This window comes from Vallitaleaceae bacterium 9-2, assembly GCA_038396585.1.
Classification (GTDB): domain Bacteria; phylum Bacillota; class Clostridia; order Lachnospirales; family Vallitaleaceae; genus UBA1351.
Window position 1 is genome coordinate 3,760,632 of the sequence record CP121691.1, and the last position, 26,710, is coordinate 3,787,341.

At 37.9% G+C, this 26,710-nt stretch carries 20 protein-coding genes; 7 read left to right on the forward strand and 13 right to left on the reverse strand.

Annotation, left to right across the window (positions count from 1 at the left end; genetic code table 11):
• Positions 1 to 19: 19 nt before the first annotated feature.
• Positions 20 to 4,963, reverse strand: a complete 4,944-nt coding sequence (locus QBE53_17060; protein WZL81486.1) for an alpha-2-macroglobulin family protein — start codon at positions 4,961 to 4,963, stop codon at positions 20 to 22.
• A 75-nt stretch (positions 4,964 to 5,038) separates the two neighbouring features.
• Positions 5,039 to 5,755: a DNA/RNA nuclease SfsA gene (gene sfsA, locus QBE53_17065; protein ID WZL81487.1), complete on the reverse strand. Its 717-nt coding sequence runs from the start codon at positions 5,753 to 5,755 to the stop codon at positions 5,039 to 5,041.
• 111 nt (positions 5,756 to 5,866) lie between these two features.
• On the opposite strand from sfsA, the gene QBE53_17070 reads away from it, so the two are divergent.
• Complete coding sequence (locus QBE53_17070; protein WZL81488.1) at positions 5,867 to 7,774, forward strand: DUF1593 domain-containing protein; 1,908 nt, start codon at positions 5,867 to 5,869, stop codon at positions 7,772 to 7,774.
• Here the strand turns inward: QBE53_17070 and QBE53_17075 are convergent.
• The 9 genes from QBE53_17075 to QBE53_17115 all read right to left on the reverse strand — a co-directional run bounded on the left by QBE53_17075 (position 7,762) and on the right by QBE53_17115 (position 18,443).
• Positions 7,762 to 9,372 (reverse strand): FGGY-family carbohydrate kinase, encoded by a 1,611-nt coding sequence (locus QBE53_17075; protein ID WZL81489.1) that lies wholly within the window; start codon positions 9,370 to 9,372, stop codon positions 7,762 to 7,764. The two genes, QBE53_17070 and QBE53_17075, sit on opposite strands and share 13 nt — an antisense overlap.
• 29 nt (positions 9,373 to 9,401) lie before the next feature.
• Positions 9,402 to 10,469 (reverse strand): alcohol dehydrogenase catalytic domain-containing protein, encoded by a 1,068-nt coding sequence (locus QBE53_17080; GenBank protein ID WZL81490.1) that lies wholly within the window; start codon positions 10,467 to 10,469, stop codon positions 9,402 to 9,404.
• 35 nt (positions 10,470 to 10,504) lie between these two features.
• Complete coding sequence (locus tag QBE53_17085; protein ID WZL81491.1) at positions 10,505 to 11,494, reverse strand: ribose ABC transporter permease; 990 nt, start codon at positions 11,492 to 11,494, stop codon at positions 10,505 to 10,507.
• Positions 11,487 to 13,001: a sugar ABC transporter ATP-binding protein gene (locus QBE53_17090; GenBank protein ID WZL81492.1), complete on the reverse strand. Its 1,515-nt coding sequence runs from the start codon at positions 12,999 to 13,001 to the stop codon at positions 11,487 to 11,489. The genes QBE53_17085 and QBE53_17090 overlap by 8 nt, the downstream gene beginning before the upstream one ends.
• A gap of 71 nt (positions 13,002 to 13,072) precedes the next feature.
• Positions 13,073 to 14,080 (reverse strand): ABC transporter substrate-binding protein, encoded by a 1,008-nt coding sequence (locus tag QBE53_17095; protein WZL81493.1) that lies wholly within the window; start codon positions 14,078 to 14,080, stop codon positions 13,073 to 13,075.
• A gap of 206 nt (positions 14,081 to 14,286) precedes the next feature.
• On the reverse strand, positions 14,287 to 14,862 hold the full coding sequence (locus QBE53_17100; GenBank protein ID WZL81494.1) for a response regulator: 576 nt from the start codon (positions 14,860 to 14,862) through the stop codon (positions 14,287 to 14,289).
• Positions 14,863 to 14,885: 23 nt separating this feature from the next.
• Complete coding sequence (locus QBE53_17105) at positions 14,886 to 16,769, reverse strand: ATP-binding cassette domain-containing protein (protein WZL81495.1); 1,884 nt, start codon at positions 16,767 to 16,769, stop codon at positions 14,886 to 14,888.
• 277 nt (positions 16,770 to 17,046) lie between these two features.
• On the reverse strand, positions 17,047 to 17,244 hold the full coding sequence (locus QBE53_17110) for a cold-shock protein (GenBank protein ID WZL81496.1): 198 nt from the start codon (positions 17,242 to 17,244) through the stop codon (positions 17,047 to 17,049).
• Positions 17,245 to 17,441: 197 nt separating this feature from the next.
• Positions 17,442 to 18,443: a fatty acid desaturase gene (locus QBE53_17115; protein WZL81497.1), complete on the reverse strand. Its 1,002-nt coding sequence runs from the start codon at positions 18,441 to 18,443 to the stop codon at positions 17,442 to 17,444.
• A 278-nt stretch (positions 18,444 to 18,721) separates the two neighbouring features.
• On the opposite strand from QBE53_17115, the gene QBE53_17120 reads away from it, so the two are divergent.
• From QBE53_17120 to QBE53_17145, 6 genes are all read left to right on the forward strand, one after another.
• Positions 18,722 to 20,137 carry an AraC family transcriptional regulator gene (locus QBE53_17120; protein ID WZL81498.1) on the forward strand — a complete coding sequence of 472 codons (1,416 nt, stop codon included), beginning with the start codon at positions 18,722 to 18,724 and terminating at the stop codon, positions 20,135 to 20,137.
• A gap of 49 nt (positions 20,138 to 20,186) precedes the next feature.
• Entirely contained in the window at positions 20,187 to 21,206 is a 1,020-nt protein-coding gene (locus QBE53_17125) for an alcohol dehydrogenase catalytic domain-containing protein (protein WZL81499.1), read from the forward strand.
• 261 nt (positions 21,207 to 21,467) lie between these two features.
• Positions 21,468 to 22,292, forward strand: coding sequence for a transketolase (locus QBE53_17130; protein ID WZL81500.1), 825 nt, complete (start codon positions 21,468 to 21,470; stop codon positions 22,290 to 22,292).
• A 29-nt stretch (positions 22,293 to 22,321) separates the two neighbouring features.
• Entirely contained in the window at positions 22,322 to 23,335 is a 1,014-nt protein-coding gene (locus QBE53_17135; GenBank protein WZL81501.1) for a transketolase C-terminal domain-containing protein, read from the forward strand.
• Positions 23,307 to 24,341, forward strand: coding sequence for a zinc-binding dehydrogenase (locus QBE53_17140; protein ID WZL81502.1), 1,035 nt, complete (start codon positions 23,307 to 23,309; stop codon positions 24,339 to 24,341). The genes QBE53_17135 and QBE53_17140 overlap by 29 nt, the downstream gene beginning before the upstream one ends.
• Before the next feature lie 168 nt (positions 24,342 to 24,509).
• Positions 24,510 to 24,953, forward strand: coding sequence for a CBS domain-containing protein (locus tag QBE53_17145; protein WZL81503.1), 444 nt, complete (start codon positions 24,510 to 24,512; stop codon positions 24,951 to 24,953).
• Positions 24,954 to 25,022: 69 nt separating this feature from the next.
• Here the strand turns inward: QBE53_17145 and QBE53_17150 are convergent, their stop codons facing one another.
• Together QBE53_17150 and accD are read right to left on the reverse strand one after the other, a co-directional pair.
• On the reverse strand, positions 25,023 to 25,802 hold the full coding sequence (locus tag QBE53_17150) for an acetyl-CoA carboxylase carboxyltransferase subunit alpha (protein ID WZL81504.1): 780 nt from the start codon (positions 25,800 to 25,802) through the stop codon (positions 25,023 to 25,025).
• A complete protein-coding gene (accD, locus tag QBE53_17155) occupies positions 25,799 to 26,710 on the reverse strand; it encodes an acetyl-CoA carboxylase, carboxyltransferase subunit beta (protein WZL81505.1) in 912 nt (303 codons plus the stop codon). The genes QBE53_17150 and accD overlap by 4 nt, the downstream gene beginning before the upstream one ends.

A 26,710-nucleotide genomic window follows, 5' to 3' on the forward strand; every position in this document is an offset into this window, starting at 1 on the left:
AGAGGGTTTTAAAGGTTTATTATTCAATTGTAATTGTTCCGCGTTCACCGATATATACACTGTCTTTGACCTGAATACCTTGAATTATAGGGCTTTCTGCTGTGTACACACCTGGAGAAGTAATCCGCGCATAATAGCTGAATTCTGTCTCATTAAAACTTTCGTTGTCCTTATCGGATGGCTTATAGATATAAAAGCGCACCTTCTGTCCTTCAATGTCACGATACCAATACATGTTGTCATGGCGAAGTCCTAACTGCCAGGGGCTTTCAATCGCTTTAAGTCCCGATGGAACATAGTCCGTTAATTGATAGCTATCATCAATTGCTTCTTGATCTATTTCCCAATCTAAGACGACTTTAACGATATCACCTTCTTTAAAGGTTGTCTGTTCTTCTCCGGTTTGATAGTTATAGTATTTTCTAGATACCCGAACATTTTCCTCTTGAGGTTTTTTCAGGATTGTATCACTCATATAGGTTGCCGTCACTGCCATATCGCCTTCAACCTTAAGGATTTTCAACTGAGACAGCGTCGCACTTGGAAGGGTTAATGTCTGTGCCCATCCTTGGTCTAGGGTGATGGTCTTTTCCTGTCCGCCATATGCATAGGTGACCTGTCCCGTCGTCGTCTCTAGCCCCTCGAGTTGATCTAGGATGTATTGATAGAGATGGCTACTTACTAGAACGTCTTTATTTGTATGCGTTACTATATATGTATAGAATTTTTCATGTTCCGGTTGTTCGGTTTTTGAAGCAAGTAACATGGCTAATGCTGTCAGTTCGTATTCCATTTCTTCTGTATCTGCCTGAATGTAAGCTTGCTCTTCATAAGAAGTAACACGTCCTTCAACTACTTTATGGTACATCTGTTTCGCCTTATATGTATCGCCAATGGCTGCATATGCTAATCCAATGTACAACTGGTCTTTTAGACTTAAAGGCTCAGTAGATGCATAGGTCTGTAAGTCAAGGAGTATCGGTTCATCCAACATTGCCTGACCATATAATACAGCTCCTTTTTCAACGCGTCCGGCGTCATACCATGCATTTTCAAAGTATTTTGACAAGGCAAGTACATCAACTTCATCTTGAATCATCGGAAGCATAAGGGCTGATATCTCTACGTCCGCTTCGGCATAAGGTAAGATGGCCATTCCACCTTGATCGGTTTGATAGTCCGTTAAATTGACCTGTTCTTCTTTAACTTCTTGATTATATGTTGTATTCAGCAGTTGCTTGACTTTATTCGCCAAGTACTTTTGATCTACACGCTTTCCACCAGAATATGCCATACGATAGAGCAGTGGCAAGTATTGTCCTCGACCTTGATCAATAAACGTCAGTACTGTCTCCCCTTGATCGGTTGTGCGAATCTGGGTATTTTCATTTAATGGATAAATATCTGAAACCCTTTGTTCATGATAAGATTTTTGTACTTCTATCGCTAGAACTAGTCCATCACTCGCACCTGTATCGGTCTTGCCGGTTATGGTCACTTCATAGCTTCCGGCTTCTGAAAATGTTCCTAAAGGAATATTGGCCCGTTCAAAAGCTTTTCCTGTCGCTTCATACGTCGCAACGATTTGATTGGCTTTTTTTAAGGTAACTACATAATCAATCATCGTCTCTGGTTTTAACGCATTTCCATATCCGGTCACGCCGATCATCGGCCTATCCCCGATAAGATACGTTGAACTTAGTGATGTATTTAAGAAAAACGGCAAAGATACATTTACATTTTCTACCTGACTTCCGGCATTTAAGCTTTCAGAAATAGCTGCCGCCATTAAACGCCAAGATGTTACATTATCCGGAAGTTCAAAGGAAGCTTTAGCTTTTCCTGAAGAATCCAACTTAACGCTCATAAACTTTGCTGTATCTTTAAATTCTTGACGGATCTCGATAGCACTTGAATTCTTATCTATCGATCCACTTGCTGTGTCCATGGAACTTTCTTCGCTTACCGCTTCGTCTACCATGCTTCCAAAGCCCATATCATACCTTGCAAATCCATCATTTTGATTATGATGCGATCCATAGCTCATACCAAATCCGCCACTAACAGATCGATATAATTCTGACAACGGATCTATCTGCATATCGCTAAGGGCAAAAAGTGCTTCATCCACGAGACTAATATTAACCACACCATCGCTTACAGGCTGTCGATTCCCTTGATCATCCACGTATGTTCCTTGAATACTCAATCCAACCGTATCACCAGGATAATAAGAGGGTGCATCGGCTGTAATGGTTAAATCGATCTCACGTTGCATATAGTCAAAACGAACATCGGTCTGAGCCGCTTCCACATAGGTACTTCCATTAAAGAAAATCCCTTTGACTTCAATATTAGGAACGTCTCCGGCTTCAAATATCATAGAATACGTTGGTTCTGTCAAGATATCCACAGTTTTGATTCCATTTTGTCCGGTTATGAACAAATATCTTCCCTGCGTGTGGAGATCATCATTATTCATAAAATTGATCTCTACATCGTCATGGATTCTGTAATTTTCTTGATCTGTTTCTAAGTGATACCAATCTCCATCATTTGGATACGGTTCATATTCCCGTCCAAAGTAAACCTTTTCCACTATTTGACGATTTTTATGGTCATAGGTTTTAACTTCTGCTGTATAGTAGACACTTCGCTCTTCAGGTAATTCCAAGGTATATTGTGCCTGACCTTTAGCATCGGTTGTTACTGTAAAGGTATCAAACTCTGTCGTTTTCAAATCATAACGATAACGTTTTTTAACTTCTTTGTTAATATAGTCATAGTACTCTCCGGTCTCTGTCTTAATCCACTCATTACGATAGACCGTTCCTTCAAGCTTATGATTATCCACAGGTTCGGACAAAAAGTCATAATCATTCTCAGCGCTACCATCATTAAGTCGGTCAAGGGTAATATTATGCACTTCCAAGGCAATGCTACCTTCATTATCGTAAATAGTGCCTGTAGGTTTTACATGAATATCATTAAAAAACACCCGAAAATAATCGTTGACATAAATACTTCCGGATTCAGGCAAGCTTGCATATGCCGAAAAAGAGTAATTTTGTTCCCCTTGTGTTCCGGCTTGATACTCCGGCGTGAAGGATACCTTCGCTTCACCACTGGCCTCTGTCGTTCCAGAGCCCTCTTTATGATTGACTCCGTTAATCGTATAATTATAGTCTAAAAAAGATACGGGTGTTCCTTCGAAGAAATTTGTTGCAATTGTATATTCCAATGTATCGCCAACAAAAAGCGCTTCGTGATCTTTTTCCGCTTCAATTTTATAACTTGGCTTCATATAATTTTCAACCTGAATATAGGTTGAACTTATGACCTCATCCCCACGTTTCACTAAAAGCTGATATCCGCCTTCTTTTAAGTTGGGAAGTGCTAGCTGACCGTCAAAGAAACCTTGCTCAACTGTCACCGTTTTTGTTACATAGCTTAGTTCATCCATTGGTCCTGGAATAAATCCCCAATAATAAGCACGCCCTCTAGTGAGTTCTACGCTAAGTTTGGCAAGTTGCTCTCCATCATAACGATGACGAACAAACCCAAAAAAGTTGACCGTATCGTCCGGCTTATATAGGTTTCGATCCGGTTTAAAGTAGCTCCAATATTCCTGAGCCTCGCCTCCAAAATAATACGGCTCGCTCAGCGCTTGAAAATTATATAAAACCGCTTCGTTTTCCTGCGACGTCAAATGATAAAACATCGGCATCTTTTCATCGGTGTCTTTTGTAATACGTGCTAATCCTTCTGCATTTGTCTCTACACTCGTATTCGTATCTAGATTTTTCACTTTGGCATGGTTAACGGGCTCTTGATTGGATAAATCATGAATCCAAAAAACATCTTCATTATCCCCACCTTGGTAATAAAAGCTTAAGTCTGTTACTTGCATAAATGTATGAATGACCATATCCTCATATGTTGCTTGAACCATATAATATCCTGCATCCAAGGTATTTGGCAATTCTAAAAAGTTCGGATAATTATTCTCTATCGCAATTGTTTGCTCAAAGTCCATCACCCGCTCAAGTCCTTTGGTGGATATCTTGGCATCAAGCATTCCATAATATGACCACATCGGAATATCTGTATAGTCTTTTATATCCTTCGTAAATTGATCTGCATCTCGGTAGGCAAAGACCTCTACATCCACTGTAGCTTCTTTGATCTTAGTGTCATCAAAATAATAGTTCCACTCCAAACTAGGAACTTCTGATTCTGCAAATTCATGCATAAAGCTCTCAAAATTCATATAAAACGTTGAAGCATCAAGCGTCTGATCACTTTGTGTCTCAAAACTGAATTGGACATCCTTTTCCAGTGTTTTATCTGAGCCTTCCAGTGGTAGTCCCGCCTTAAGCGTCACTGTATAAATCGTCTGTTTTTTTAGTTCCTTGGGTACAAAGGCAACCACGCGTCCGTGACGTTCAAAGCTTCCCTTAACTTTAGGTTCAATCTCAAAGTAGTCCTTAACATTGGCGCCTTCATAATTAAAGGTAAATTCAATACCTGTATTGATAGGCACATTTGTCGTCTGATGTCGCGGAAAATGCCCCAGCACTTCAAACTTGGCTTCGGTGCGGTATGCCCAAGTAATGCCTTTAATCGTAAAAATATATGTTGTATTTGGTTGAAGACTTTGTTTTGGCGTGATGACAATGCCTTCTTCTTGTTCAGACAATGTATATTCTACGCTCGGTGAAATTGTCAGCACCTGTTTTAGCTCCTCAAGACTCAACGCGTCATTCGATCCATCGGCCTTGAAAACAAAGGCTGAATCAATGGCCACACCAGCTGCATCCATCTGTGTTGGTGCAAGAATATATCCCTCTCGATATTCTGCTGCAAACACTTTGGTCACATCTTGATTCAAAAAAAGTGTGACACCAATTGTTACAACCACTAAGATAATAGCCGTTGCAATACTTAAAACTCTTTTTTTCATCCTATTCCCCATCCTTTCTTACCAAGCGACAATGTCGCACTGTAGATTCATTACATTTATTAGACGTCTTACATTTTAAAAATGTTCCATCGCCTCTATCTTCATGGCAACGGGTTGATCAAGTCGAATTGAATCCGGGGTCACTATACTATCATAACACAAAATCTGTACCCCTTTTTTCTGGGCTTCTTTAAGCGTCTTGGAAAATAAAGGATCTGTTTTTTGATTGGGTCGAAATATTGTAACTCCTTTTAACTGAACCACAAAAAGTATATAGCTTTGGAAGCCTTCATCGATGCTATCCATAAGTTCCCGAATATGCTTAGTTCCTCGAGTTGTTGGCGCATCCGGAAACATAGCCTCACCCTCTGCCTCCAAGGTCACCCCTTTGACTTCGATAAAGCCCTTTTTCCCGGTCTCTGCATTTTCATAATATATATCAAAACGGGATTTTTGAAAGGTCACTTCCCGTCGTAGCGTCGTAACCTCACCAATGATATTACGTAAATGGGGATTAGAGGTTATCGCCTCATAAGCAACGGCATTTGGAATCTGGGAATCGATATTGATAAGTATGCCATTTTTAAAAATGGCAATTAAAGAATATCGTGTCTTACGTTCCGGATTTTTGGCTGGTTCCAGATAAACCTGTGCTCCCTCAACAAAAAGTTCCGCACATCGACCTGTATTTTTAACATGAACCTCGACCACTTCTCCATCTAGATTCACCTGTGCAATAAATCGATTCATTCGTCGTATAAATGTGGCACTCACAACTGCATCATAATTCATATTCAACCTCAACTTTACTCTATAGTCATACCCTACTATGTCATTATATACTAAAAACATGGTATAATGAAGATGATAACTATTATTAGGCAAAACAAAGGAGTGTATTTCATGAAAAAACATCTTAGTTGCCTTCTCATTATCGTCATCGCTTTTAGCACAACTGTATGTACGCCCAAAGCACAGGAACGCTTCACTGACGTAGCATTGACACATTGGGCCTATGAATATATACACCAACTTGCTACAAAGGATGTCATCAATGGCTACCCTAACGGAGCTTTTTATCCTAATCAAGATGTCACTGCTGAACAATTTTTAAAAATGGTCGTTAGCACCATTGGCTATCCGAACCTAAACGCATCTTCAGATGATCCCAGCCTTTGGTCCAAACCCTATATCGAAAAAGCTTATACCCTCGGGATAATTCAAACCCCCGATGCCTTATATAACTTAGATTGGTCCGATGCTATTACGCGTGAAGTCGCTGCCGATCTTGCCATCAAGGCAGATCATCTTCTCCACAACACACCAAAAGATAGCATGGCGACTGAATCGAGCTACCCAATATCAGATATATACTTAATCAGCAACGCTTTAAAACCTTCGGTATATGATGCATTTGCAAGCGGCATCATTACAGGTTATGAAGATAAAACCTTCAAGCCCAAAGGATTATTGACCCGTGCTGAAGCCAGTGCGATTATTATGCGTATCACCAACATCGCCTTACGCCAGCCACAAGACACAACACTAGCTTTAGCACCTAGCTTACCCAAAAGCCGTGTTATCGCCATGACCGATGGCGAAGGTGATGATCGGGCATCCATGGTCCGTTTTTTGTTCTATGCCAACGAAATGGACATCGAAGCCATTATTCAGACCAATTCATATTATCAAATCAATGGAAATAGCCAGACGACAAATGTCTACTGGCTAGAAGATGTGATTGAAGCATATGGAAAAGACCTGAAGAATCTACGTATACATGATCCTAACTATCCCGATGCCTCTTTTCTCTTAGATAGGCTATACCTAGGAGATGAAGATCCAGAGCATGTTCAAAAAAATAATGACAAAGCCATACCTCCATTTGGAGCAACACCTGGCTCTAAAAAAATCATCGAAGTGCTCCTAAATGACGACCCACGTCCAGTATGGATACAAGCTTGGGGCGGATTAAACACAGCGGCTGAAGCACTTTATGAACTTAAATACAGTGGCAACTATAGTGCATCGGCATATAAAAAAGCGGCCGAAAAAACACGTATTTTTTCGATAACCTTTCAGGATAATAGCGGCGACTATATTCGGGAACACTTTCCTGAAGTCTTATTGATACGTAGTATGTCCTTTGATGATACCTGGGGTTATACCAACCCTCAAGACCAATGGACAGGGGAAGATTGGGTGACAGCTTATCTCTATAAACATGGAAACCTTGCTTCAAGATATACTAAGCTTTCGATTCTTGAAGGCGATACCCCTGCTTTTCTCAACAACCTTGCTAATGGACTACGTGCACACGAAAATCCTACCTTTGGCGGTTGGGGCGGACGCTTTTTTTCAAAAGATGGGCACTACTACACGGATGTTAAAGATGGCGGTTCTATCTATACTGCTGTTAAAAAATATATTCCTGCAGCGCAAAATGACTTTGCTGCCCGCCTAGATTGGGCAATGCATAATACCTATGCAAAAGCGAACCATCATCCGATGATTCGCCTAGATGGTCCGCGTGATTTTGTTGTTTCACCAGGAGATGATATTGAGCTTTCTGCGCGTGGAAGCTACGATCCAGATGGCGATAAAGTAACCTATACATGGGCACAGGATAAAAACGCCGGAACTTCCTCTGCCTCCATTAGCCTTCAAAACAACCACTCCTTGACAGATGCATTCTTTATTGTTCCAACATCAGCAAAACCCGGAACTACCATTCACGTAATTCTGGAAGCTGTCGATGATGGAACCCCTCAGTTGGTACGATATGAACGCCTCATTTTTCACGTGGAGTGAAAGTGCTCAACAGCTGCCCGCTCAATATCTAACCCGTTGACATAGTATCGCATAAACTGTTCAAAGCCTTCCACATCTTCGATAACAGGATCTATGCGCGTTGACTCTTGCTGCGAAAATACTTGTGTATCTAAAAAGGATTCTAATCGCTTATCTTGCTTAGCATAGTCAAGATAAGCGGCCAATATGGCAATCCCCCATGCTCCACCTTCTCCAGCCGTTTCCATGACTTCAACCGGAGCGTTGACCGCCGCCGCCATTAAGCGTTGGCCGACGCCAGGCGTCTTAAATAAGCCTCCATGACCTAACATCTTATCCAGAACCACTTTTTCTTTTTTTAACAATATATCTGTCCCTATTTTCATAGCACCAAGTGAGGTCTGCAAGTGCACACGCATAAAGTTAGCAAGACTAAACGTGCTGTCAGACAAACGTGTAAATAAGGGTCTTCCTTCTTCAAATTTTGTGATGTGTTCACCCGAGAGGTATCCATAGGCAAGAAGGCCTCCCCCATCTGCCTCCCCTTCAAGTGCTTTGTTATACAAGGCTTGATAAAGTGTCGTCTTATCTATAGATGCACCAAAAAGTTGTCCGACTTCATCAAATATATTCACCCATGCATCCAAATCCGAAGTACAGTTGTTTGAATGGGCCATCGCAACCAATTTTCCTGATGGTGTCGTCACAAGGTCAAGCTCTTTATAGACTCTGGATAATTCGTTTTCAAGTACGACCATGGCAAAAATAGATGTTCCTGCAGATACATTACCCGTGCGTTCAGCGACACTATTTGTTGCTACCATTCCTGTCCCCGCATCACCTTCTGGTGGGCATAGCGGAATATCCCCGCAAAGTTCTCCACTTGGATCGATTAATCTAGCGCCTTCTGGTGTAAGCGTTCCTGCATCCTCTCCCGCAACTAAAGTTTTTGGTAAGATGTCGCCTAACTTCCATGCAAATCCTTTTCCCGATATATGTTCATCAAATGCTTCAATCATCCGTGGATGAAAGGTTTGGTGATGAATATCAATCGGAAACATCCCTGATGCGTCGCCAATGCCCAAAACTTTATTCCCGGTTAGCTTCCAATGAACGTATCCTGAAAGCGTCGTTATGTAGTCAACCTCACGAACATGTTCTTCTTGATTAAGAATCGCTTGATATAGATGAGCAATACTCCATCGCTGGGGTATGGGATAATTGAATAAATCCATCAATTGCACAGAAGCCTCTTGTGTAATATTGTTGCGCCATGTCCGAAAAGGAACTAATAGGTGTTCATGCTTATCAAAAGCCAAGTATCCATGCATCATGCCACTGATTCCCATCGCCTTGACGGTCGAAAGTTTTGCTCCATAGCGTTGATTTACATCCTTTTTCAAAGCTTTATAGCTCTCTTGAAGCCCGTTCCATACCTCGTCCAGTGTATATGTCCAAATCCCTTGTTCATAAGAATTCGTCCATGCATGCTCACCTGATGCAATCGGTTTATAGTCCGTATCAATAAGCACAGACTTGATACGTGTTGAACCCAGTTCAATCCCAAGAACAGCCTTCCCCTCTTGGATCCTATGTTTAATCATTTCACTTTGATTCATGCTTTTCTCCTTTGCCCTAGCTTGTATGATCAAGGTACTAACAAGACTTTGATAACACTTCCGCTAAGTGCCAACTCAAAAGCTTCTGTAAACGCTTCCAACGGATATTGTGCTGCAACGATATCATCTGCTGTGACTAACTTACGCTTTAATAAATCGATAGCGACCGGATATGTATAGGGTCCCAAATGTGAACCGCGTATATCCAGTTCTTTACGGTCTCCAATTACACTCCAATCCGTGGTTGTCTCTTTTCCAAAGACACTAAATTCAACAAAACGTCCCAGTTTTCGAATCATTTCCAAGCCTTGTGTTACCCCAATCGGTGATCCTGTTGCCTCAATATATACATCACAACCATATCCTTGTGTTAATGCTTTGACCTCGCTAATGGCATCTGTTTTTTGGGGATTAATGGTTATATCTGCACCAAGTTTTTTCGCCATCGCCAAGCGCTCATCACTAACATCTAATACGATTAACGTCTTTGGTGTCTTTAAGCGTATAAGCTGAACCATACATAACCCTAAGGTTCCTGCGCCTGCAAGAACGACAACATCTTCATATTCTATGGTTGCCCGTTGCACCGTGTGCACTGCACATGCTAGAGGCTCAATAATACTAGCTTCTTCAAGTGAAAGTTCTTTTGGAATCTTATAGATTTTACTTACATTGTAGATCTTCATGTATTCTGCCATTCCACCATCAGCAATACCACCTTGGAATCCATACATATCATGAACTTCACACATCCAATATTGACCCGATTGACAGAATCGGCACTTTCCACAGGGCTTAATTTGGTCGGTTATTATACGATCTCCGATTTGTATATCATATTTTTCAGCGGCACCTTCACCTAATTCAACGACGGTTCCAAAGAATTCATGTCCCGGTATAACCGGTGCCTTCATCCATGGATTTTCTCCACCCCAAAACATACTGGCGCCATGATACGCTTTCATATCACTGCCGCATATCCCACAGGCACCGATTTTAATAATGACTTCTTCAAATCCGGCTTTTGGAATATCTACACTTTCAACTTTGTAATCTTCTGGTCCATAGGCTACCACTGCTTTCATTTTTTCGCTCATTATCTTTTCCTTCTTTCTTCGTTATATAGAGTTGATTAGTCACGTTTTCTACTACTTAAATAAACTGCTGCAATAATGATAAGCCCCTTAAATATTCGTTGAATATAAGGCGATACACCAATCAGATTAAGCCCATTGGTCAAGACGCCAAGCATGACGGCTCCAATCAAGGTGCCCACAATATGTCCGCGTCCACCGGCAATATCTGTTCCACCAAGAACCACTGCGGCGATTGCATCCAGTTCAAAACCTTCTCCTGCCATGGGTTGTCCTGACATGAGACGGGATGTGATAATGGTTCCCCCAATGGATGCTGTGATTCCACTAATAACAAAGGGGAGAATAATATATAACTTGGTCTTAATTCCTGATAGTCGAACAGCCTCTTCATTGCCTCCAATAGAGTATATATAGCGCCCCATTGCTAAATGATTCAAGATAATATAGGCTAAAATATAGACAATCGCCATAATCACTACAGGCACCGGAACAACACCGAGTACATATCCCCGCCCAATAATTGAAAACTGATCTGGTAAACCATTAAGCGGATAACCGCCTGTATAAAGTAAGGCAAGTCCTCTAGGAATTTGCATCATCGCTAGGGTTACAATAATTGCAGGTAACTTTGCAAAGGCAATCAAGACACCGTTAATCGTTCCAAAAAGTGCACCAATAAGAATTCCCAACAAAATCGCTACGCCAATAGGCATGCCAAAATCTGCCATTGCCGCTGCCATCATTGTTCCTGAAAAAGCCATAATCGATCCAACCGATAGGTCAATTCGAGAGCTAATAATCACAAAGGTCATCCCAGTTGCCAATATAGAATTAATCGTGACTTGTCTTAATACATTACTAATATTGGATGATGTTAAAAATTCAGGAGAAAAAAGCGCCATGACAATACACAAGACGACCAGTGCAGTGATGGTAAACATCATCGGTTCATCAAAGAGTTTCTGTATTATGGATCGTAATGCTGCTATTTGACTATTTGACTTTCTTTTGCTCGTATTATCCATTTTGCTTACCTCCAGTAGCATAGTACATGATTTCTTCCTGGCTTGTCTCATCTGTAATCAGCTCACCTGTAATGCTTCCACCATAAACGGTCAGCACGCGGTCACTGACACCTAATACCTCCGGTAGTTCTGAAGATATCATGATAATCCCCAAACCTTCATTTGCTAAATCACGCATTAATTTATGAATTTCATATTTTGCTCCCACATCAATTCCGCGAGTCGGTTCATCAAAAATCAAGATATGACAATCTGTATTCATCCACTTGGCCAGTACAACCTTTTGCTGGTTTCCACCACTCAGATTTTTTACTTTTTGCATTAGATGGGGTGTTTTGATATTGAGTGAATCAATATATTTTTTAGCAATTTTATTTTCATCACTTTGTTTTCTAAATCCAAATCGACCACATGATTTTTTCATGTTGGACAATGTAATATTATCCTTTACAGTTGCCTCAAGGATAAGTCCCTGTGTCTTTCTATTTTCAGGCACAAGACCAATACCATAGTTTAGCGCTTGATGCGGCGAATGAATCGCTACAGGTTTATCCTCTAATAGTACTTGCTTACTCTGTGCACGATCCGCGCCGATAAGTAGACGAATAAGTTCTGTACGTCCTGCACCTACAAGACCTGCAATACCAAGAATCTCTCCTTGTCTTAATTCAAAGCTTGCATTCTTTACATATTTTCCTCGATTAAAATTACGTGCCTTTAATATGATTTTATTTTTTTTGATACTGTCATATGGTGGCTTTTGAGGGTATTGATTGTCACCTAACTCTCGCCCAACCATCATTCGGACAATGTCTTTTGCAGTTACATTTTTGACCAAATCCGTTCCTGCAAAAATTCCATCCCTTAGGCAAGAAAATCGGTCACAAATTTCAAAAATCTCATTCATATGATGGGATATAAAAATCATCGTTACGCCATCTGCTTTGAGTTTCTCAATCAGTTCAAAGAATTTCTTTGTCTCACCTTCGGTTAAACTGGCTGTCGGTTCATCCATAATTAATACTTGCGGATTCTCCATGAGTGCTTTGATAATTTCAACGATTTGCTGTTGCGCTACGGTTAAACGATCAACCGGTATATCTAGATTAACTTCCACTCCGATTTTATCTAGAAGCTTTTGTGCCTGACTTTTCATCTTTTTGCGATCTAGAATCCCTGAAGATCTTTTTAATTCCTTGCCAAGAAAAATATTCTCATAAGCATTTAAATACGGTACAAGACTAAATTCCTGATGAATAATGCTAATTCCAAGCTTCTGGGCTTCTTTTGGATCCAAGATACTCATCGGTTTGCCTTTAAATAAAATAACGCCTTCGGTCTGTTGGTAGATTCCAACTAGTATCTTCATAAGCGTGGATTTACCCGCTCCATTTTCTCCGACGAGTGCATGAATCTCTCCTGCATATATATCTAACGTCACGTCATGAAGTGCCGTCACCCCAGGAAATCTCTTGGTAATATTTTTAATTTCTAGTATTTTCTCCAAGAAAACACCCCCTTTTTAGTTATGTGAAAAGTGAGGATGTATAGCGGAAAACCGCTATACATCTATAGGTTTTACCAAGTAAATCCTTCTGCATTTTCTTTTGTCAGTTTTTTCACTTCAATCGGCATCACTTCTGGAACAATCGATCCCCAGTATTTTGCAAGAGCAATCCCCAAACCAATACGTACTTGGTCGCGTGGGAATTGTGCCACTGTACATTTAAAGATGTCACCGTTTAAGATTGCATCGACCGCTTCTGGATGTCCATCCACGCTATATAAGCCAATATCTTTTTGCGCTGACTCAATCGCTGCCAAAGTTCCAAGGGCTCCACCATCATTGACACTAAAAATCGCAGAAAGGTCTGGATGTGCCTGCATCATGTTCTCTGTAACGGTCATTGCTTTATCTCTTTCTTGCTGACCATTTTGATTGTCAACGATTTCAATTCCCGGATAATTTGCAACGGCAGCTTTAAACCCTTCAACACGCTCAAGAATTGGAACCACCGGAATACCGTTTAAGATAGCAACTTTTCCTTCTCCACCTAAGTCTTCTGCCATTTGCTCTCCTGCCAAATAACCTGCATCATAGTTTTTGGATCCGGCAAAAGAATCAATGGGTCCATTTGCCTGCGCATCAATCGCAACGACAATAACACCCGCATCTTTGGCTTGAATAACTGCCGCTTCAACGCCTACACTATCCGTTGGGTTGATCAAGAGTATATCAATCTCTTTTTGAATCATATCTTCAATATCACTAATCTGTTTGTTCACATCATGCGATGCATCTGTCGTGATAGCCGTAGCACCAATCGAAGCACACGCTTCTTCAAAAGCTTCGTGCATCGTTACAAAATATGGGTTATCCATGTCTTGAAACGACATCCCTATAACAAGATCACCCGTTGCATTTGCACTGCCTGAACCGCTATCATCTGTTGATGCATCTTGCTTAGCTGTTGTTCCTGAAGTTTCATCTTTACCTGAACCGATTGGTTCTTGTGTACATCCGCTAAGTACGAGTGCCAATACTAATATCATTGCTACCATAATTCCAAAACGTGTTCTTTTCATTGCTTATCTCTCCTTTGATTTTTTTAGTTGGTGTTGAACGCGTAACTATCCCCACAAGCCTCCTTTCATACTTGCTACATTGTTAACTTTAAATGCCTTTAACGTGTCAAAAAAAGCCTTACAGATTTGTGAATGATGTGTCATCACAAATTATCTGTAAGGCTTTCATAACCTTTTTCAAATGCCACTCATAAGCATTTTGTATTTTATTTTTGAATTAATTCATTGGCTTCGATAATTTTTTCGGCTAATGTTGCCATCTTGATATTTTTATCTCGGCTCATCTTTTGAAGCTTTTTCATCGCTTCATGTTCTCGCAAATGATGATTTTCCATCAAAATTCCTTTGGCCCTCTCGATGTACTTACGGTCTTCATACTTTTTTTCCGTTTTTATCAGCTGTTGTTCGATATTTTTATAATCTAAAAATCTGCTATTACTTGTCTGTATCGCCACTTTGATGTCTTGTTTGGATATAGGTTTAATTAAATATGCATATACTCCAACTTCATTGGCTTTCTTGACTAATTTTTGATCATGGTATCCGCTAACGATAATACTGGGGATCGATAGTTTTTCATTGATCTGTCTAAGTGCATCAATACCATTAATAATAGGCATATTGATATCCATAATAACCATATCCGGTTTTTTTTCTAGTACCTGCTTAACTGCATCCTTACCATCTGTTGCTTCTCCAATTACTTCATGTCCTAGTTCTTCCAGATTCGCTTTGAGTCCCATAAGTGAAATATACTCATCTTCAGCAATAATAACCTTCATAAAATCCCCTTTCATTAAAACCATTATCTGCCTAAAAAAATTCTTTCCGAATCTAATCTGATATTAACTTTTGCACCTGAATCATTGGTAAATTCAATAACGCCTTTGAATTCATTCTTGATCATGGATGTTACAATGGTCAACCCTAAACTTTTGTCTTTTTCTATATTAAAGTTTGGGGGAAATCCTTTTCCATTATCATGAATCTGAACATAGACTCCATTATGTTTTTTATATCCCAATATCATGACTTTTTTGTTCATATGCACCTGATCTGTAAATGCATATTTGTTACAGTTACAAATCAATTCATTAATCAATAAAGCAATCGATGTCGCTTTACTATAGGGTATAAACATATCTTCAAAATCCACTTCTATATCCACATCGGATTCCAATTCTGAAAATTCAATGATGACACTAATAAGCTCTTTGATATTGATGATACTGCGTCCCAATTGATCTTTTGATAACAAATCATGGACAGCGGCAATACTTTTAATTCTAGAAATCGTATTATCCAATATATTTTCAACTTCATTCTTATATTCTTGACTGATATATCTTTTTTGCAAGGCAATATAGCTGCTGATTGCTTGTAAATTGTTTTTTATTCGATGATGGCTTTCTTGCAGCATCGCTGAACGTCCGATAAGACGCGTATCTTCAATAGATATTGCCGCCTGTTGAGCAAATGCCATTAAATATTTTGCTTCTTCTTTTGAATGTACGTATGTTTCCTTATAAAAAATCTGTATAACACCTGCCACTCTTGAGCGAATACTTAACGGGACACAGATAAGGGTTTTAACTTGTCCTTTTTCTTTAAAATACGAACAAAATTCTTTATCACGATGATTCGAGTAAAATAGCGTATCTTCATCCAATAGCTGAAAAACAAAGTCTTCACGAACTTTTACATGCAAGGGTTCATCCTTATGATATACGTAAGTATCAATTTTTGTACGTGTACTATAATCTAACAAATCAATACACGTCCCATCACAATTCATGGCTTTTGACACACTTTGAGCTAAAAACAACAGAACGTCCTTTAATTCATACTCGGAAGTTAAAAGTTCAGCTGCTCGAAAAACACTATTGAGTACCTCTTCATTTTCATCATATTTTATATCCAGATGACTATCTTGAACACTATTATCTTTTTTAAAACTATAACTATCCAAAAGGCGAAGAAGTTTACGCGGATCATTTTTAGCTTCTGCTGCTGTAAATTTACCTACGCTTTTACCTTTTGACAATACTGAAATATTATCAGCAATCTTTAATGCTTCTTCCCAGTTTTTTGTTACATAGATGACACTGCCTCCATGCCGCTTATATTCTTGTAAAATTTTAAATAGTGTCGAGACTTTTGATGTGCTTAAGTTTTCTGTCGGCTCATGTAGGACAACCAGCTGCGGGCTATGCATAAATGTCTTGGCTATTTCTAATAACTTGCATTGCTCTTGTGTCAACCTTGCTACTTTTTCTTTGACATGGATATGTATATTCAGATGCTGTAACACTTCTTCTGATTTTTTCTTGATTTTTCTCCAATGGATAAATTGTGTTCCTCGAATTTTGGGCAAACGGTTCAGCCATAAGTTCTCAGCTACCGTCAAATGACGAACCAAAGAATTTTCTTGAAATAAAAAGGCTATATCTTGATTCGATCGATTCAATAAGGACTTGGGGCTTAAGTGCTGACCATCGTAAAACACTTGTCCTTCTTCCAGGGGTGTAATCCCCGCCAACACAGATACAAACGATTTTTGTCCGGAATTATTTTCACCGACGATAACATGTATCTCACCTCGTTTTAATTCAAGGGAAATATTTGAAATTTTAAATCCATCAGGACTTTGCCCTGCCAAGTTAACAACTTTTAATATTGTATCTGACACGCATTGTTCTCCAATCGTATAAAAATTACAATAAAAAACACCTATCTATTGTCACATTTGTAATATGACATGTAGTAGGCATCCATAACCAACACATATTCACCAACCATAAGTGAATTATTTCTCAACTTCTGTACAAATTATACAATGGCTATAATGAATTGTCAACACATTTTTTAAAATTCTTGTCAAACACGCATCAAATACTCTTAATTTGCTCAGAAAAAAACCCCTGAATCATTGATCCAGGGGTTAAGCGTCTATATATTATAAATAATTATAGGCTAACTACGTTTTCAGCTTGAGGGCCTTTGTTTCCTTCAACTACGTCGAATTCTACTTTTTCGCCTTCTTCTAAAGTTTTGAAACCGTCTTTTTGGATTTGTGAGTAATGTACGAATACATCATTTCCTTCGTCTGAAGTGATAAAACCAAATCCTTTGTCTCCATTAAACCATTTAACTGTTCCTGTCATAATAAATTACCTCCGAATTTTTATTTCCTTGATTCATTTGTAACATAAAACTATAGCTTTCTTTCAATAAAAATTCAGCTGATAATTTGATACACATAATACAAGGTTGATTTAATCATACACTATTTTCAGAAAAAATCAAGTCTTTTTAGCAAATTTGTATGATTTTTTCTAAATTTCCTTCAAAAAAATGAGTATTAATTATAGTTTTCCCTCAATTTTAATTCTTGGAAGGAAATTAACCGTTTTCTTTTTTGATCATATATTTGTAATAAGGCCAGTTTTAAACTCTCTTTAAAGCCAACTGTCTTGACACCTTGCAACTCATTTATACTGTAATAACACTTCTTCAGATGATAGTTTGGAATTCGTGAATTCAAGTGATGAATATGATGGTAGCCAATGTATCCACTAAACCATTCTAAAATGGATGGAAGCTGATAGAATGTACTTCCCTTTAACGCGGCATCGACACTATTCCATTCACTGGCTTCTTCCCAGTAGACATCTTCAAATTGATGCTGTACGTAAAACATCCACACGCCGATGGATCCTGCAACAAACATCACCGATAGCTGAATCAAAAGATAGGCTTCTATACCAAACATCAAGGACAATACGATTGCTTGTACCAAAATTCCAACATTTGTAACTACATAACCGATATGCTCTTTTTGAGACGCATGTTTTGTTGGAAAACGTTGTAGAATGGTAAAAAGAAAAATCGGTGCCACGCCAAAAAGAAATAGCGGATGTCTAAACAACCGATACCAACCTTTCATTAATACAGGCTGTGCCTTATATTCTTCAACCGTTAACGTCCATATGTCCCCTGCGCCTCTTCGATCAAGGTTACCTACTGCGCCATGATGGATATTATGATCTTTTTGCCAGGCAGGATATGATGTAAATGTGAGAATTCCAAAGAAAAATCCAAGCCTTCGATTCCATTTTTCACTAGCGGTAAACGATTGATGCGTACAATCATGGAAAAGGATAAATACGCGAACCATAAATAATCCATTTAAAATTATTAAGGGAATCAGAACAAACCAACTCACCTGTGCTTTATATAGATACATGGTAAACATTAATAAAGCTATATATACTACAACTGTATTCATTATCTGACTGATAGCTTTTTTTAGACTCGGTGTTGCAAAAGGTTTTAACTGTTGATTCCATTCTTTTCTTGTCATAATATCTCCTTTACGATAATATGTAGTATTGATAACTACTTATTATTGTAATGGTAATGATTATCATTGTCAAGCTTTTTTGACTTTTTTTACCACATCATTTCCCCTTTATTGTATTCTCTTTTATCTCCAGTTGACGAAAAATCCTAATCACAATCTATATTGATTTGATTTCATTCCAATCAATGATATAATTAAAAGCAATGATATACAAATATGTTGCACCATATTATGAAATCTACCTTAACAACTATAATGGAAGCATATAGAGGGGAAAAATGACGACTGTATTGATAGTTTCGGAAAACAGGAAATTTTTAAAAAACATATGTGAAACACTTGTTGAATACGAAAACATAGTGATAAAAATAGTAAACTACAGTACAAGTGCCTTTGATGCTTTTGTGTCGCATAAACCTGATGTGATCATCATTGATTCTCTTATTATGATACCTCTGCATATTTTATTGAATGAACTTAAACAATGCCGTTGGCCATTTTCTATTCTCATTTATGGTGAAATAAAAGAGCTAGCTAATTGGAAAGATCTTAATATTAAATGCATTGAAAAAAAAGATCTACAAGAGGTGGGACGTATCATACTCGATACTAAAACTCAAGCATTAAGCGCTACTTTAAAAACTTCTACATATAACTCAACGAAAAAATTAAAAAGTGAATCCTATTTCATTACACCTGAATATTATCACATCCTAATATCCAAATACGTTGGACATGACAATGTTATTCATGATGACACTCTAAAAAAATTGAACCAACATATAGATACTTTAGGAAATCCCGAAATTTTTAATGTTTTAAATCAAGATATCATCATAGCCTTTAAACAATCTGACATCAAAATATCTAATGCCCTTAATAAAGTCCATTCTATTATAAAATATTATATCAGCCCTAATTATGTTTCCATATACGCAAAAAAGATTCGGTGGGATAATGTGAATAGTATTTGTATGGAATTATTAACCGCTACAGATTTTTGTTACTTTTTTCATGGCGAAAGTGTCAACTATACCTTAATGACTGAGCGACTCAAAAAAAGTAGCTTTCAAAAGAATATTTATTTTATAACTGATATTTTTACAGATATCATCAAAAATGACATCGTATCATTGAAGGAACGCTTAGCCAATATTTATTTGCATAACATAAAAGCCACCTTAGATAACGCTTCTTTACGTCATTTTAGAGACACACTAACTTTTGCAAATGCTTTTTTCTCTAAAATGCTTACGCTTCCTCTTGAACGGCATAATACAAACTATATATCTATAGAAAACGAATTTGAAGATGTATTAGATGCATTTGTTACATTGGCAACAAAGCTTAACGAGTTAAAATTTTCTGATATTGTCTCAAATGCCATGATTTATTCATTTCAACATTATGGTGAAGAATTATCCTTACAAGATATAGCGAAGGCTCTTTCTGTATCAAAGATGCATTTAAGCCGGGTCTTTAAGCTACAAACACATATGACCTACTTAGAGTTTCTACAAGGCTATCGCCTTTTTATAGCCAAGGAACTGTTGATAAATGATCAAAGAATGATTAATGAAATCGCTGCTATGACAGGTTACGAAGATTCACGATATTTTTCAAAAATGTTCAAAAAGAATGTAGGTATCTCTCCAAAAGAATATCGGAGCAAACATCAAAATGGCATATTCTAACTCTTATAAAAAAAATATGCATAAACATACTATGTAAGGTGGATGAACTATGAAAGCATTCGTTAGAACGAAAAATAAAAATATATTACTCAACGAAATCCCGGAAGTCTTTATATTAAATGATAACGAAGTGAAAATCGCTTTGGAATACTCTTCATTTTGTCGCGATGATATGCGATTTGAAGATGATAGTGATATATTTTCTTATATTGGTACGCTTGGTCATGAAGGCGTTGGTCGAGTTACAGAAGTTGGCAGCGCTGCTTTTTATAATGGATTTAAGGTCGGTGACAGAGTATTAATTATCCCATGGCATTTTTGTGGTGAATGCGAGATGTGCCTGGAGCAAAAAATTCATTATTGCGCAGAAGCACATATAGCCATGGGAACCATGGCACAATATGTTGTAAGAAAATATACGCATTTAATAAAAATTCCAGATAAGATGACTTATAAACAGGCTATATTAATTGAGCCTTTGGGATGTGTTTTAGAAGGAATTAGTAAGCTGGATATTGATTTTGATAAAGAAGTATTAGTCATAGGCGCTGGACTCATAGGAATAATATTTATTCATTTACTTAAAAAAAAGGGCGTTAAAAATATTACGGTTATTGAACCTATTCCAGAAAGGCAAAAACTTGCTAAAGCCTTTGGAGCCGATAATGTCATTGATTTAAACAGCTCCAATCTACAGTTAAAACTTTCAGAATTCAGTAATTTTAGAGGATTTGACATTGCCATTGAAACATCATCGAATATTCAAATGCTTAAAGAGGCTACAAATACTTTGACCAAAGGCGGAACACTAATGATTTTCACATACTATGGTAGTTCAGAGCATATAACATTTTCCGCATTAGATATGTATGCTTCAAATTTAAGTGTCATTTGGTCTAGTTTTTGTAGCCTTCCTAATTTTTACAAATCAATTGACATTATTATGCGAACAAAATTTGATTCGCTGATTACAAAAGAGTTTGATTTCAAAGATATAACCAAAGCGTTAGAAAAGTTTAAAACTTTTGATTACATAAAAATAGGCATTAAGAATTTTAATCTTCTTTAAATTTTATAATCCGTTCTTTATCGATTATGGACTCCTTTTATCGGGGTCCTTTTTTATATCTATATTTATTTTTCTCTAAATGATAGTTATACATAATACTCCTAGCACATCAATAAATTCACCAAATAAAACACGCAAAAATTAGAACATCAATATATTCCACCTTTATATATACCTCAACTATATATCGTTCATTGAGAACATTCGTTGAACTTTATATAATAAAAAGCACACGAATAACTTAATTTTAGGAGGTTTGTTATGTATAGTGAAAGCAAAAAAACAGAACTAAATGCGTTTGCCAAAAACATCAGAATTCAATCTTTAGAACAATTTGCAAGTAGAGGGTTTGGTCATCTGGGAGGGGCCATGTCGATTGTAGAAATATTAGCTGTTTTATATGGAGATGTTATGAACTATGATCCAAAAAATCCCAAAATGAAAGATCGCGATCAATTTGTCTGTTCTAAAGGACATGCCGGTCCTTCTGTGTATGCAACATTAGCTTTAAAAGGATTTTTCGATACCGAAGAGTTAAAGACATTAAACCAACCAAAGACAAACTTACCGAGCCACTGTGACATGTTAAAAACCAAAGGTATTGATGTGACTACTGGCTCGCTTGGTCAAGGAATTTCTTTAGCTTCTGGTGTTGCCTATGGTATGAAACTTAATGGTTATGCAAGCAGAGTCTTTTGTATCGTGGGTGATGGTGAATTACAAGAAGGGCAAAACTGGGAAGCAATTATGAATTCCGCCCATAAAGGAATAGATAATTTAGTTGTTTTTGTCGACAGAAATTTTATGCAGCTTGATGGTGAAGTTAAAAATGTAAATGACATAACTGATATCGCCGCTAAATTTTCAGCATTTGATTGGAATACTATTAATGTTGAAAATGGACATGATGTTGAATTAATTGCCAAAGCTGTAAAAAAAGCAGATCAGTTTAAAGGTAAACCAACGGCGATTATATGTAATACATTAAAAGGCAAGGGTGTAGTTTGGGCTGAAACTGAGTGGAACCATCACGTTCCCGTTACCAGAGAAGCTGCCGATATCGCTATAGAAGCATTAAACGCATAATAAAGCAATCGAAGAAAAGGAGATATTTTATGAGTATACAATTATCAAAAACAAGTAAATTAAATGAAAATACTATAGCTTCTGTTTACAGTGACTATCTATTTGAAGGTATGGGAAGAAATCAAAAGTTAATGCATATAGAATGTGATCTAGGTCTTTCGATTGTCAAATTTGATATTTTTAAATTTGCTGAGCAATATCCGGACCGCTTTGTCAATGTAGGTATTGCTGAAGCTAATGCCGTAGGTTTTGCTTGTGGTCTATCCCACCAGAATTTTATCCCTTATGTACATTCTTTTGGTCCATTTATGTCTCGACGTGTAGCTGATCAAGTATTCATGGCCGGCGCATATTCAAACGCAAATGTCAAGCTGATTGGCTCTGACCCTGGTATTGTAGCGGCTTATAATGGGGGTACACATATGCCTTTTGAAGATATCGCCATCATGCGTTCTATTCCAACAATAAAGATTGTTGAACCTGCCGATAACGTAAGTGCTAAAGCACTATTTCCATTAATTGAGAAAGATTATGGTATGTATTATATACGTCTTGCCAGAAAAAATGTTGTCGATATTTATGAAGAAGGCACTTCTTTTGAAATAGGAAAAGGAAATATCTTGTGTGAAGGTACCGATGTAACAATTTTTGCCATGGGTGTCATGCTCGAAGAAGCTCTTAAAGCTGTTCACCTGCTAAAAAATGAAAACATTTCAGCAAAGCTTGTTGATATGTTCACCATCCGTCCATTAGATAGAGATTTAATTATTCAAAGTGCTAAAGAAACAGGCGCTATTGTAACTTGTGAAAATCACAGTGTCAATGGTGGTTTAGGAGATGCTGTTTCTCAAGTCGTTTTCGAAGAACATATTGTTCCTGTTGAACGAATTGGCGTCAAAGAAAAATTTGGTCAAGTTGGAGATATGGACTTTTTAAAAGAGGAATATAACTTAACGGCTAAGGACATTGCTAACGCTGCAAAGGTAGCTATTTCTAAAAAGGAGAGTGTATACCATGAAAAGAAAAATGGCCATTTTAGTTGATAAAAAGAAATTTGAAATTCTTGAAGAAGATATCCCCGCATTGCAACCACATGAGATTATGTTTAAAACTGTTTCCGTTGGCATGTGCCATTCAGATATGCCCACATATGCTGGAGATGCAGCTATGTGGTTTGATGAATATGGACACTATACAATGATCAAAGATATTCAATATCCGACCCTCGTAGGTCATGAAGCAGTCGGCATTGTTGAAGAAGTAGGGTCTGACGTTACAACTTTTGAAGTTGGAGACTATGTCGCAGGTAGTTCAATCGTTATGGGCTACTCTTCTCATACTTTAGCCCCAGCAAAATTTTGTATTAAACTCCCAAAAACCATTCCTTTAAATGAATTAAAGTATTGGTTACTTGAACCAACCATTTGTTGTGCCAACATCGCTAAAGCTGCTTCACCAAAATTCGGTGATATTGTTGCCGTTGTAGGTTGTGGTATGATGAATCTTCTGACAATGAAAGCATTAAGCCACAGTAGTGCAAAAAAAATTATCGCTATAGACCTAGACGATAGCCGTTTAGCTCTAGCAAAAAAATTTGGGGCTACTCACACCATAAATCCTAAAACCACTGATTTTAAGGCTGAAATCAATCGTTTAACAAATAATAAAGGAGCCGATAAAGTCATTGAAGGGACCGGAAATCTAAAAGGCTTAAAAACGGCAATAAAGGCTGTAAGATATGCTGATATTTTTGGAGTACAAGGTCGTGGCGAAGTATATACCTTATCGCTTTATAGCCACAAAGAAAATTGGGACCCTGAACTTGGTTATGAACTTATGTTTCATTCTCCTATTATACATGTTACCCATCCACCCTATATTAATGATTTTGAAAAATTAGCTAATGACACCATAGATGCTATTCAAAAAAAAGTTTTGCCAATCTCTAGTTTAATTACACATGAATTCAAAATCGATGATATACAAAAAGCATTTAAACTTATGGAAAGTGGGAATTCAAATTATATTAAAGGTATCATAACCTTTTAAAAAGGCTTTATTGCATCACCTGTTAAAGGATTAAAATAGTACATATGAACAAAAAAAATGATAACTAGAATTAAATCCTAAAAATTTTTACATCATTGTGTCATATTTATTTGATATTATAAAGAAGTAGTATATAGATATAAATTATGAGAATGACGAGGTGAGGCAATGAATATCGCATTTTTCTTAACGCCTAAACATGAAATAGTTACACTGACAGAATCAATGACTTTACGACAAGCCATGGAAAAGATGGAATATCATAAGTATTCAGCTGTTCCAGTCATTGATGATGAAGGGCGTTATAGATATACATTATCAGAAGGAGATATCCTGTGGTATGTTAAAGATCATATGGATTTAAGTATAAAAAATTCTGAAAAAGTTAATATAAGCCAAATAGAAAGGTCCAGAAGTATTGAAGCGGTGTCAATTAATAAAGAGTTTTCTGTTGTAGAGGAATTGACGCAATATCAAAACTTTATTCCGGTGGTGGATGATACTGGAATCTTTATAGGGATTATCAGACGCGGTGATATAATCGCTAGGCATTTTGAATATGATAACAATAGGAAAGTACGAAAATTCAAGCGCAATTGGGCCGAAGCATAAAGGTTAAAAAGAATAAGGCTGTTGCACTAACGTTTAGTTAGTGTGCAGCCTTTCTTTATATACATAACATCAAAACTTGCGATACCGCTGATAGCGTTTTTCAGTCAGCGTATCTTTGGGCAGCTCCATTAATTCTTTTAAGGAATAGATCAACTTATCTTTAAGGAGTTCTACAATCAAGTCAAAGCTTTCATGTGCTCCGTCATAGGGCTCTGTGACCACCGAATCGATAACTTTGAGATTTTTAAGCTCCTGAGCGGTAATCTTCATCTCCTCAGCCACTTTAGGGGCTAGCGAACCATCTTTATAGAGAATGGATGCAAAGCCTTCTGGCGACAATATAGAATAGATAGCATTCTCAAACATCCAAACTTCATCAGATACTGCAAGGGCAAGAGCTCCGCCACTACCACCTTCACCAATAATAATGGAGATAATCGGCACCTTAAGATTACTCATCTCAAAAAGATTGCGTGCAATGGCTTCTCCTTGTCCACGCTCTTCTGCTTCAAGTCCGCAAAAGGCTCCGGAGGTATCCACAAAGCATACAATGGGTCGATTAAATTTCTCAGCTTGCTTCATTAAACGTAAAGCTTTACGATAGCCATCGGGATTAGGCATGCCAAAGTTTCGCTTAACCTTTTCCTTGGTTTTAAATCCTTTTTCTTGACCGATAAAAGTAACCGATATCTCGCCAAGCATACCAATTCCGCCAATAATGGCTGCATCGTCATGATAATAACGATCACCATGCAATTCAATGAAGTTTTCGCTAAAAGCTTCAATATATCGCTGCGCCGTCGGTCGGTCGGATCGTCTTGCTTTTAGTACTCGCTCCCAAGCCTTCATTCAATCACCTCTTCTCTTACATCATCTATTTCTCCATCTGATTTATCATCACTTTTATAATGATGTAGTACCAAAAGCTGGTGTAGTCTATCTCTTAGTTGTTTTCGTTCAACAATCGCATCTACAAATCCATGCTCAAGTAAAAACTCTGCTGTCTGAAAACCTTCCGGCAGTTCTTGACGAATCGTATCTCGAATAACCCGCGGTCCTGCAAAGCCGATAAAGGCACCGGGTTCAGATAAAATAATATCACCAAGCATGGCAAAACTTGCTGTCACCCCACCGGATGTGGGATCCGTCAAGACGGTAACATAAAATCCACCCTCGTCATGGTGGCGTTTAAGTGCCGCTGCTGTTTTTGCCATTTGCATCAAGGAAATAATACCTTCTTGCATTCGTGCGCCACCAGATGCAGTAAATAATATAAGGGGTAAGTGTTCTTGCGTCGCAAGCTCAGTCAAGCGGGTAATCCTCTCACCAACCACATGTCCCATGCTTCCCATGAGAAAGCGACTATCCATCACACCGATAGCCACTTTGATTCCCTTAATTCTTCCTGTCCCCGTTAGTACCGCTTCATCGATGCCGGTCTTTTCTTGAAGACCTTGGATTTTATGCTCATACCCTTTAAAGTCTAGAACATTTTCCGTTGTCATCTCCAAAAACAAAGGTGTATATGTCCCCTTATCAAGTATCATCTTAAGACGCTGTGGCGCGCTCATACGAAAGTGTTTTTGACATTGAGGACAAATATATCCATTATTGCGATAATCATCTTTATAGACGACCTCATGACACTGTGGGCACTTAATCCATGAACCCGATGGAACATTGGGCTCTGTTTTATGAATAATCGTTGTCGATGTATTCACTTGAATGTACTTTGTCTTTTTAAACAATGGCTTCAT

Excerpts from the sequence above, each read along its gene's own strand:
- QBE53_17060 (WZL81486.1), bottom strand. The coding sequence starts at position 4,963 with ATGAAAAAAAGAGTTTTAAGTATTGCAACGGCTATTATCTTAGTGGTT.
- sfsA (WZL81487.1), bottom strand. The coding sequence starts at position 5,755 with ATGAATTATGATGCAGTTGTGAGTGCCACATTTATACGACGAATGAAT.
- QBE53_17070 (WZL81488.1), top strand. The coding sequence starts at position 5,867 with ATGAAAAAACATCTTAGTTGCCTTCTCATTATCGTCATCGCTTTTAGC.
- QBE53_17075 (WZL81489.1), bottom strand. The coding sequence starts at position 9,372 with ATGAATCAAAGTGAAATGATTAAACATAGGATCCAAGAGGGGAAGGCT.
- QBE53_17080 (WZL81490.1), bottom strand. The coding sequence starts at position 10,469 with ATGAGCGAAAAAATGAAAGCAGTGGTAGCCTATGGACCAGAAGATTAC.
- QBE53_17085 (WZL81491.1), bottom strand. The coding sequence starts at position 11,494 with ATGGATAATACGAGCAAAAGAAAGTCAAATAGTCAAATAGCAGCATTA.
- QBE53_17095 (WZL81493.1), bottom strand. The coding sequence starts at position 14,080 with ATGAAAAGAACACGTTTTGGAATTATGGTAGCAATGATATTAGTATTG.
- QBE53_17100 (WZL81494.1), bottom strand. The coding sequence starts at position 14,862 with ATGAAGGTTATTATTGCTGAAGATGAGTATATTTCACTTATGGGACTC.
- QBE53_17110 (WZL81496.1), bottom strand. The coding sequence starts at position 17,244 with ATGACAGGAACAGTTAAATGGTTTAATGGAGACAAAGGATTTGGTTTT.
- QBE53_17115 (WZL81497.1), bottom strand. The coding sequence starts at position 18,443 with ATGACAAGAAAAGAATGGAATCAACAGTTAAAACCTTTTGCAACACCG.
- QBE53_17120 (WZL81498.1), top strand. The coding sequence starts at position 18,722 with ATGACGACTGTATTGATAGTTTCGGAAAACAGGAAATTTTTAAAAAAC.
- QBE53_17125 (WZL81499.1), top strand. The coding sequence starts at position 20,187 with ATGAAAGCATTCGTTAGAACGAAAAATAAAAATATATTACTCAACGAA.
- QBE53_17130 (WZL81500.1), top strand. The coding sequence starts at position 21,468 with ATGTATAGTGAAAGCAAAAAAACAGAACTAAATGCGTTTGCCAAAAAC.
- QBE53_17135 (WZL81501.1), top strand. The coding sequence starts at position 22,322 with ATGAGTATACAATTATCAAAAACAAGTAAATTAAATGAAAATACTATA.
- QBE53_17140 (WZL81502.1), top strand. The coding sequence starts at position 23,307 with ATGAAAAGAAAAATGGCCATTTTAGTTGATAAAAAGAAATTTGAAATT.
- QBE53_17145 (WZL81503.1), top strand. The coding sequence starts at position 24,510 with ATGAATATCGCATTTTTCTTAACGCCTAAACATGAAATAGTTACACTG.
- QBE53_17150 (WZL81504.1), bottom strand. The coding sequence starts at position 25,802 with ATGAAGGCTTGGGAGCGAGTACTAAAAGCAAGACGATCCGACCGACCG.
- accD (WZL81505.1), bottom strand. The coding sequence starts at position 26,710 with ATGAAGCCATTGTTTAAAAAGACAAAGTACATTCAAGTGAATACATCG.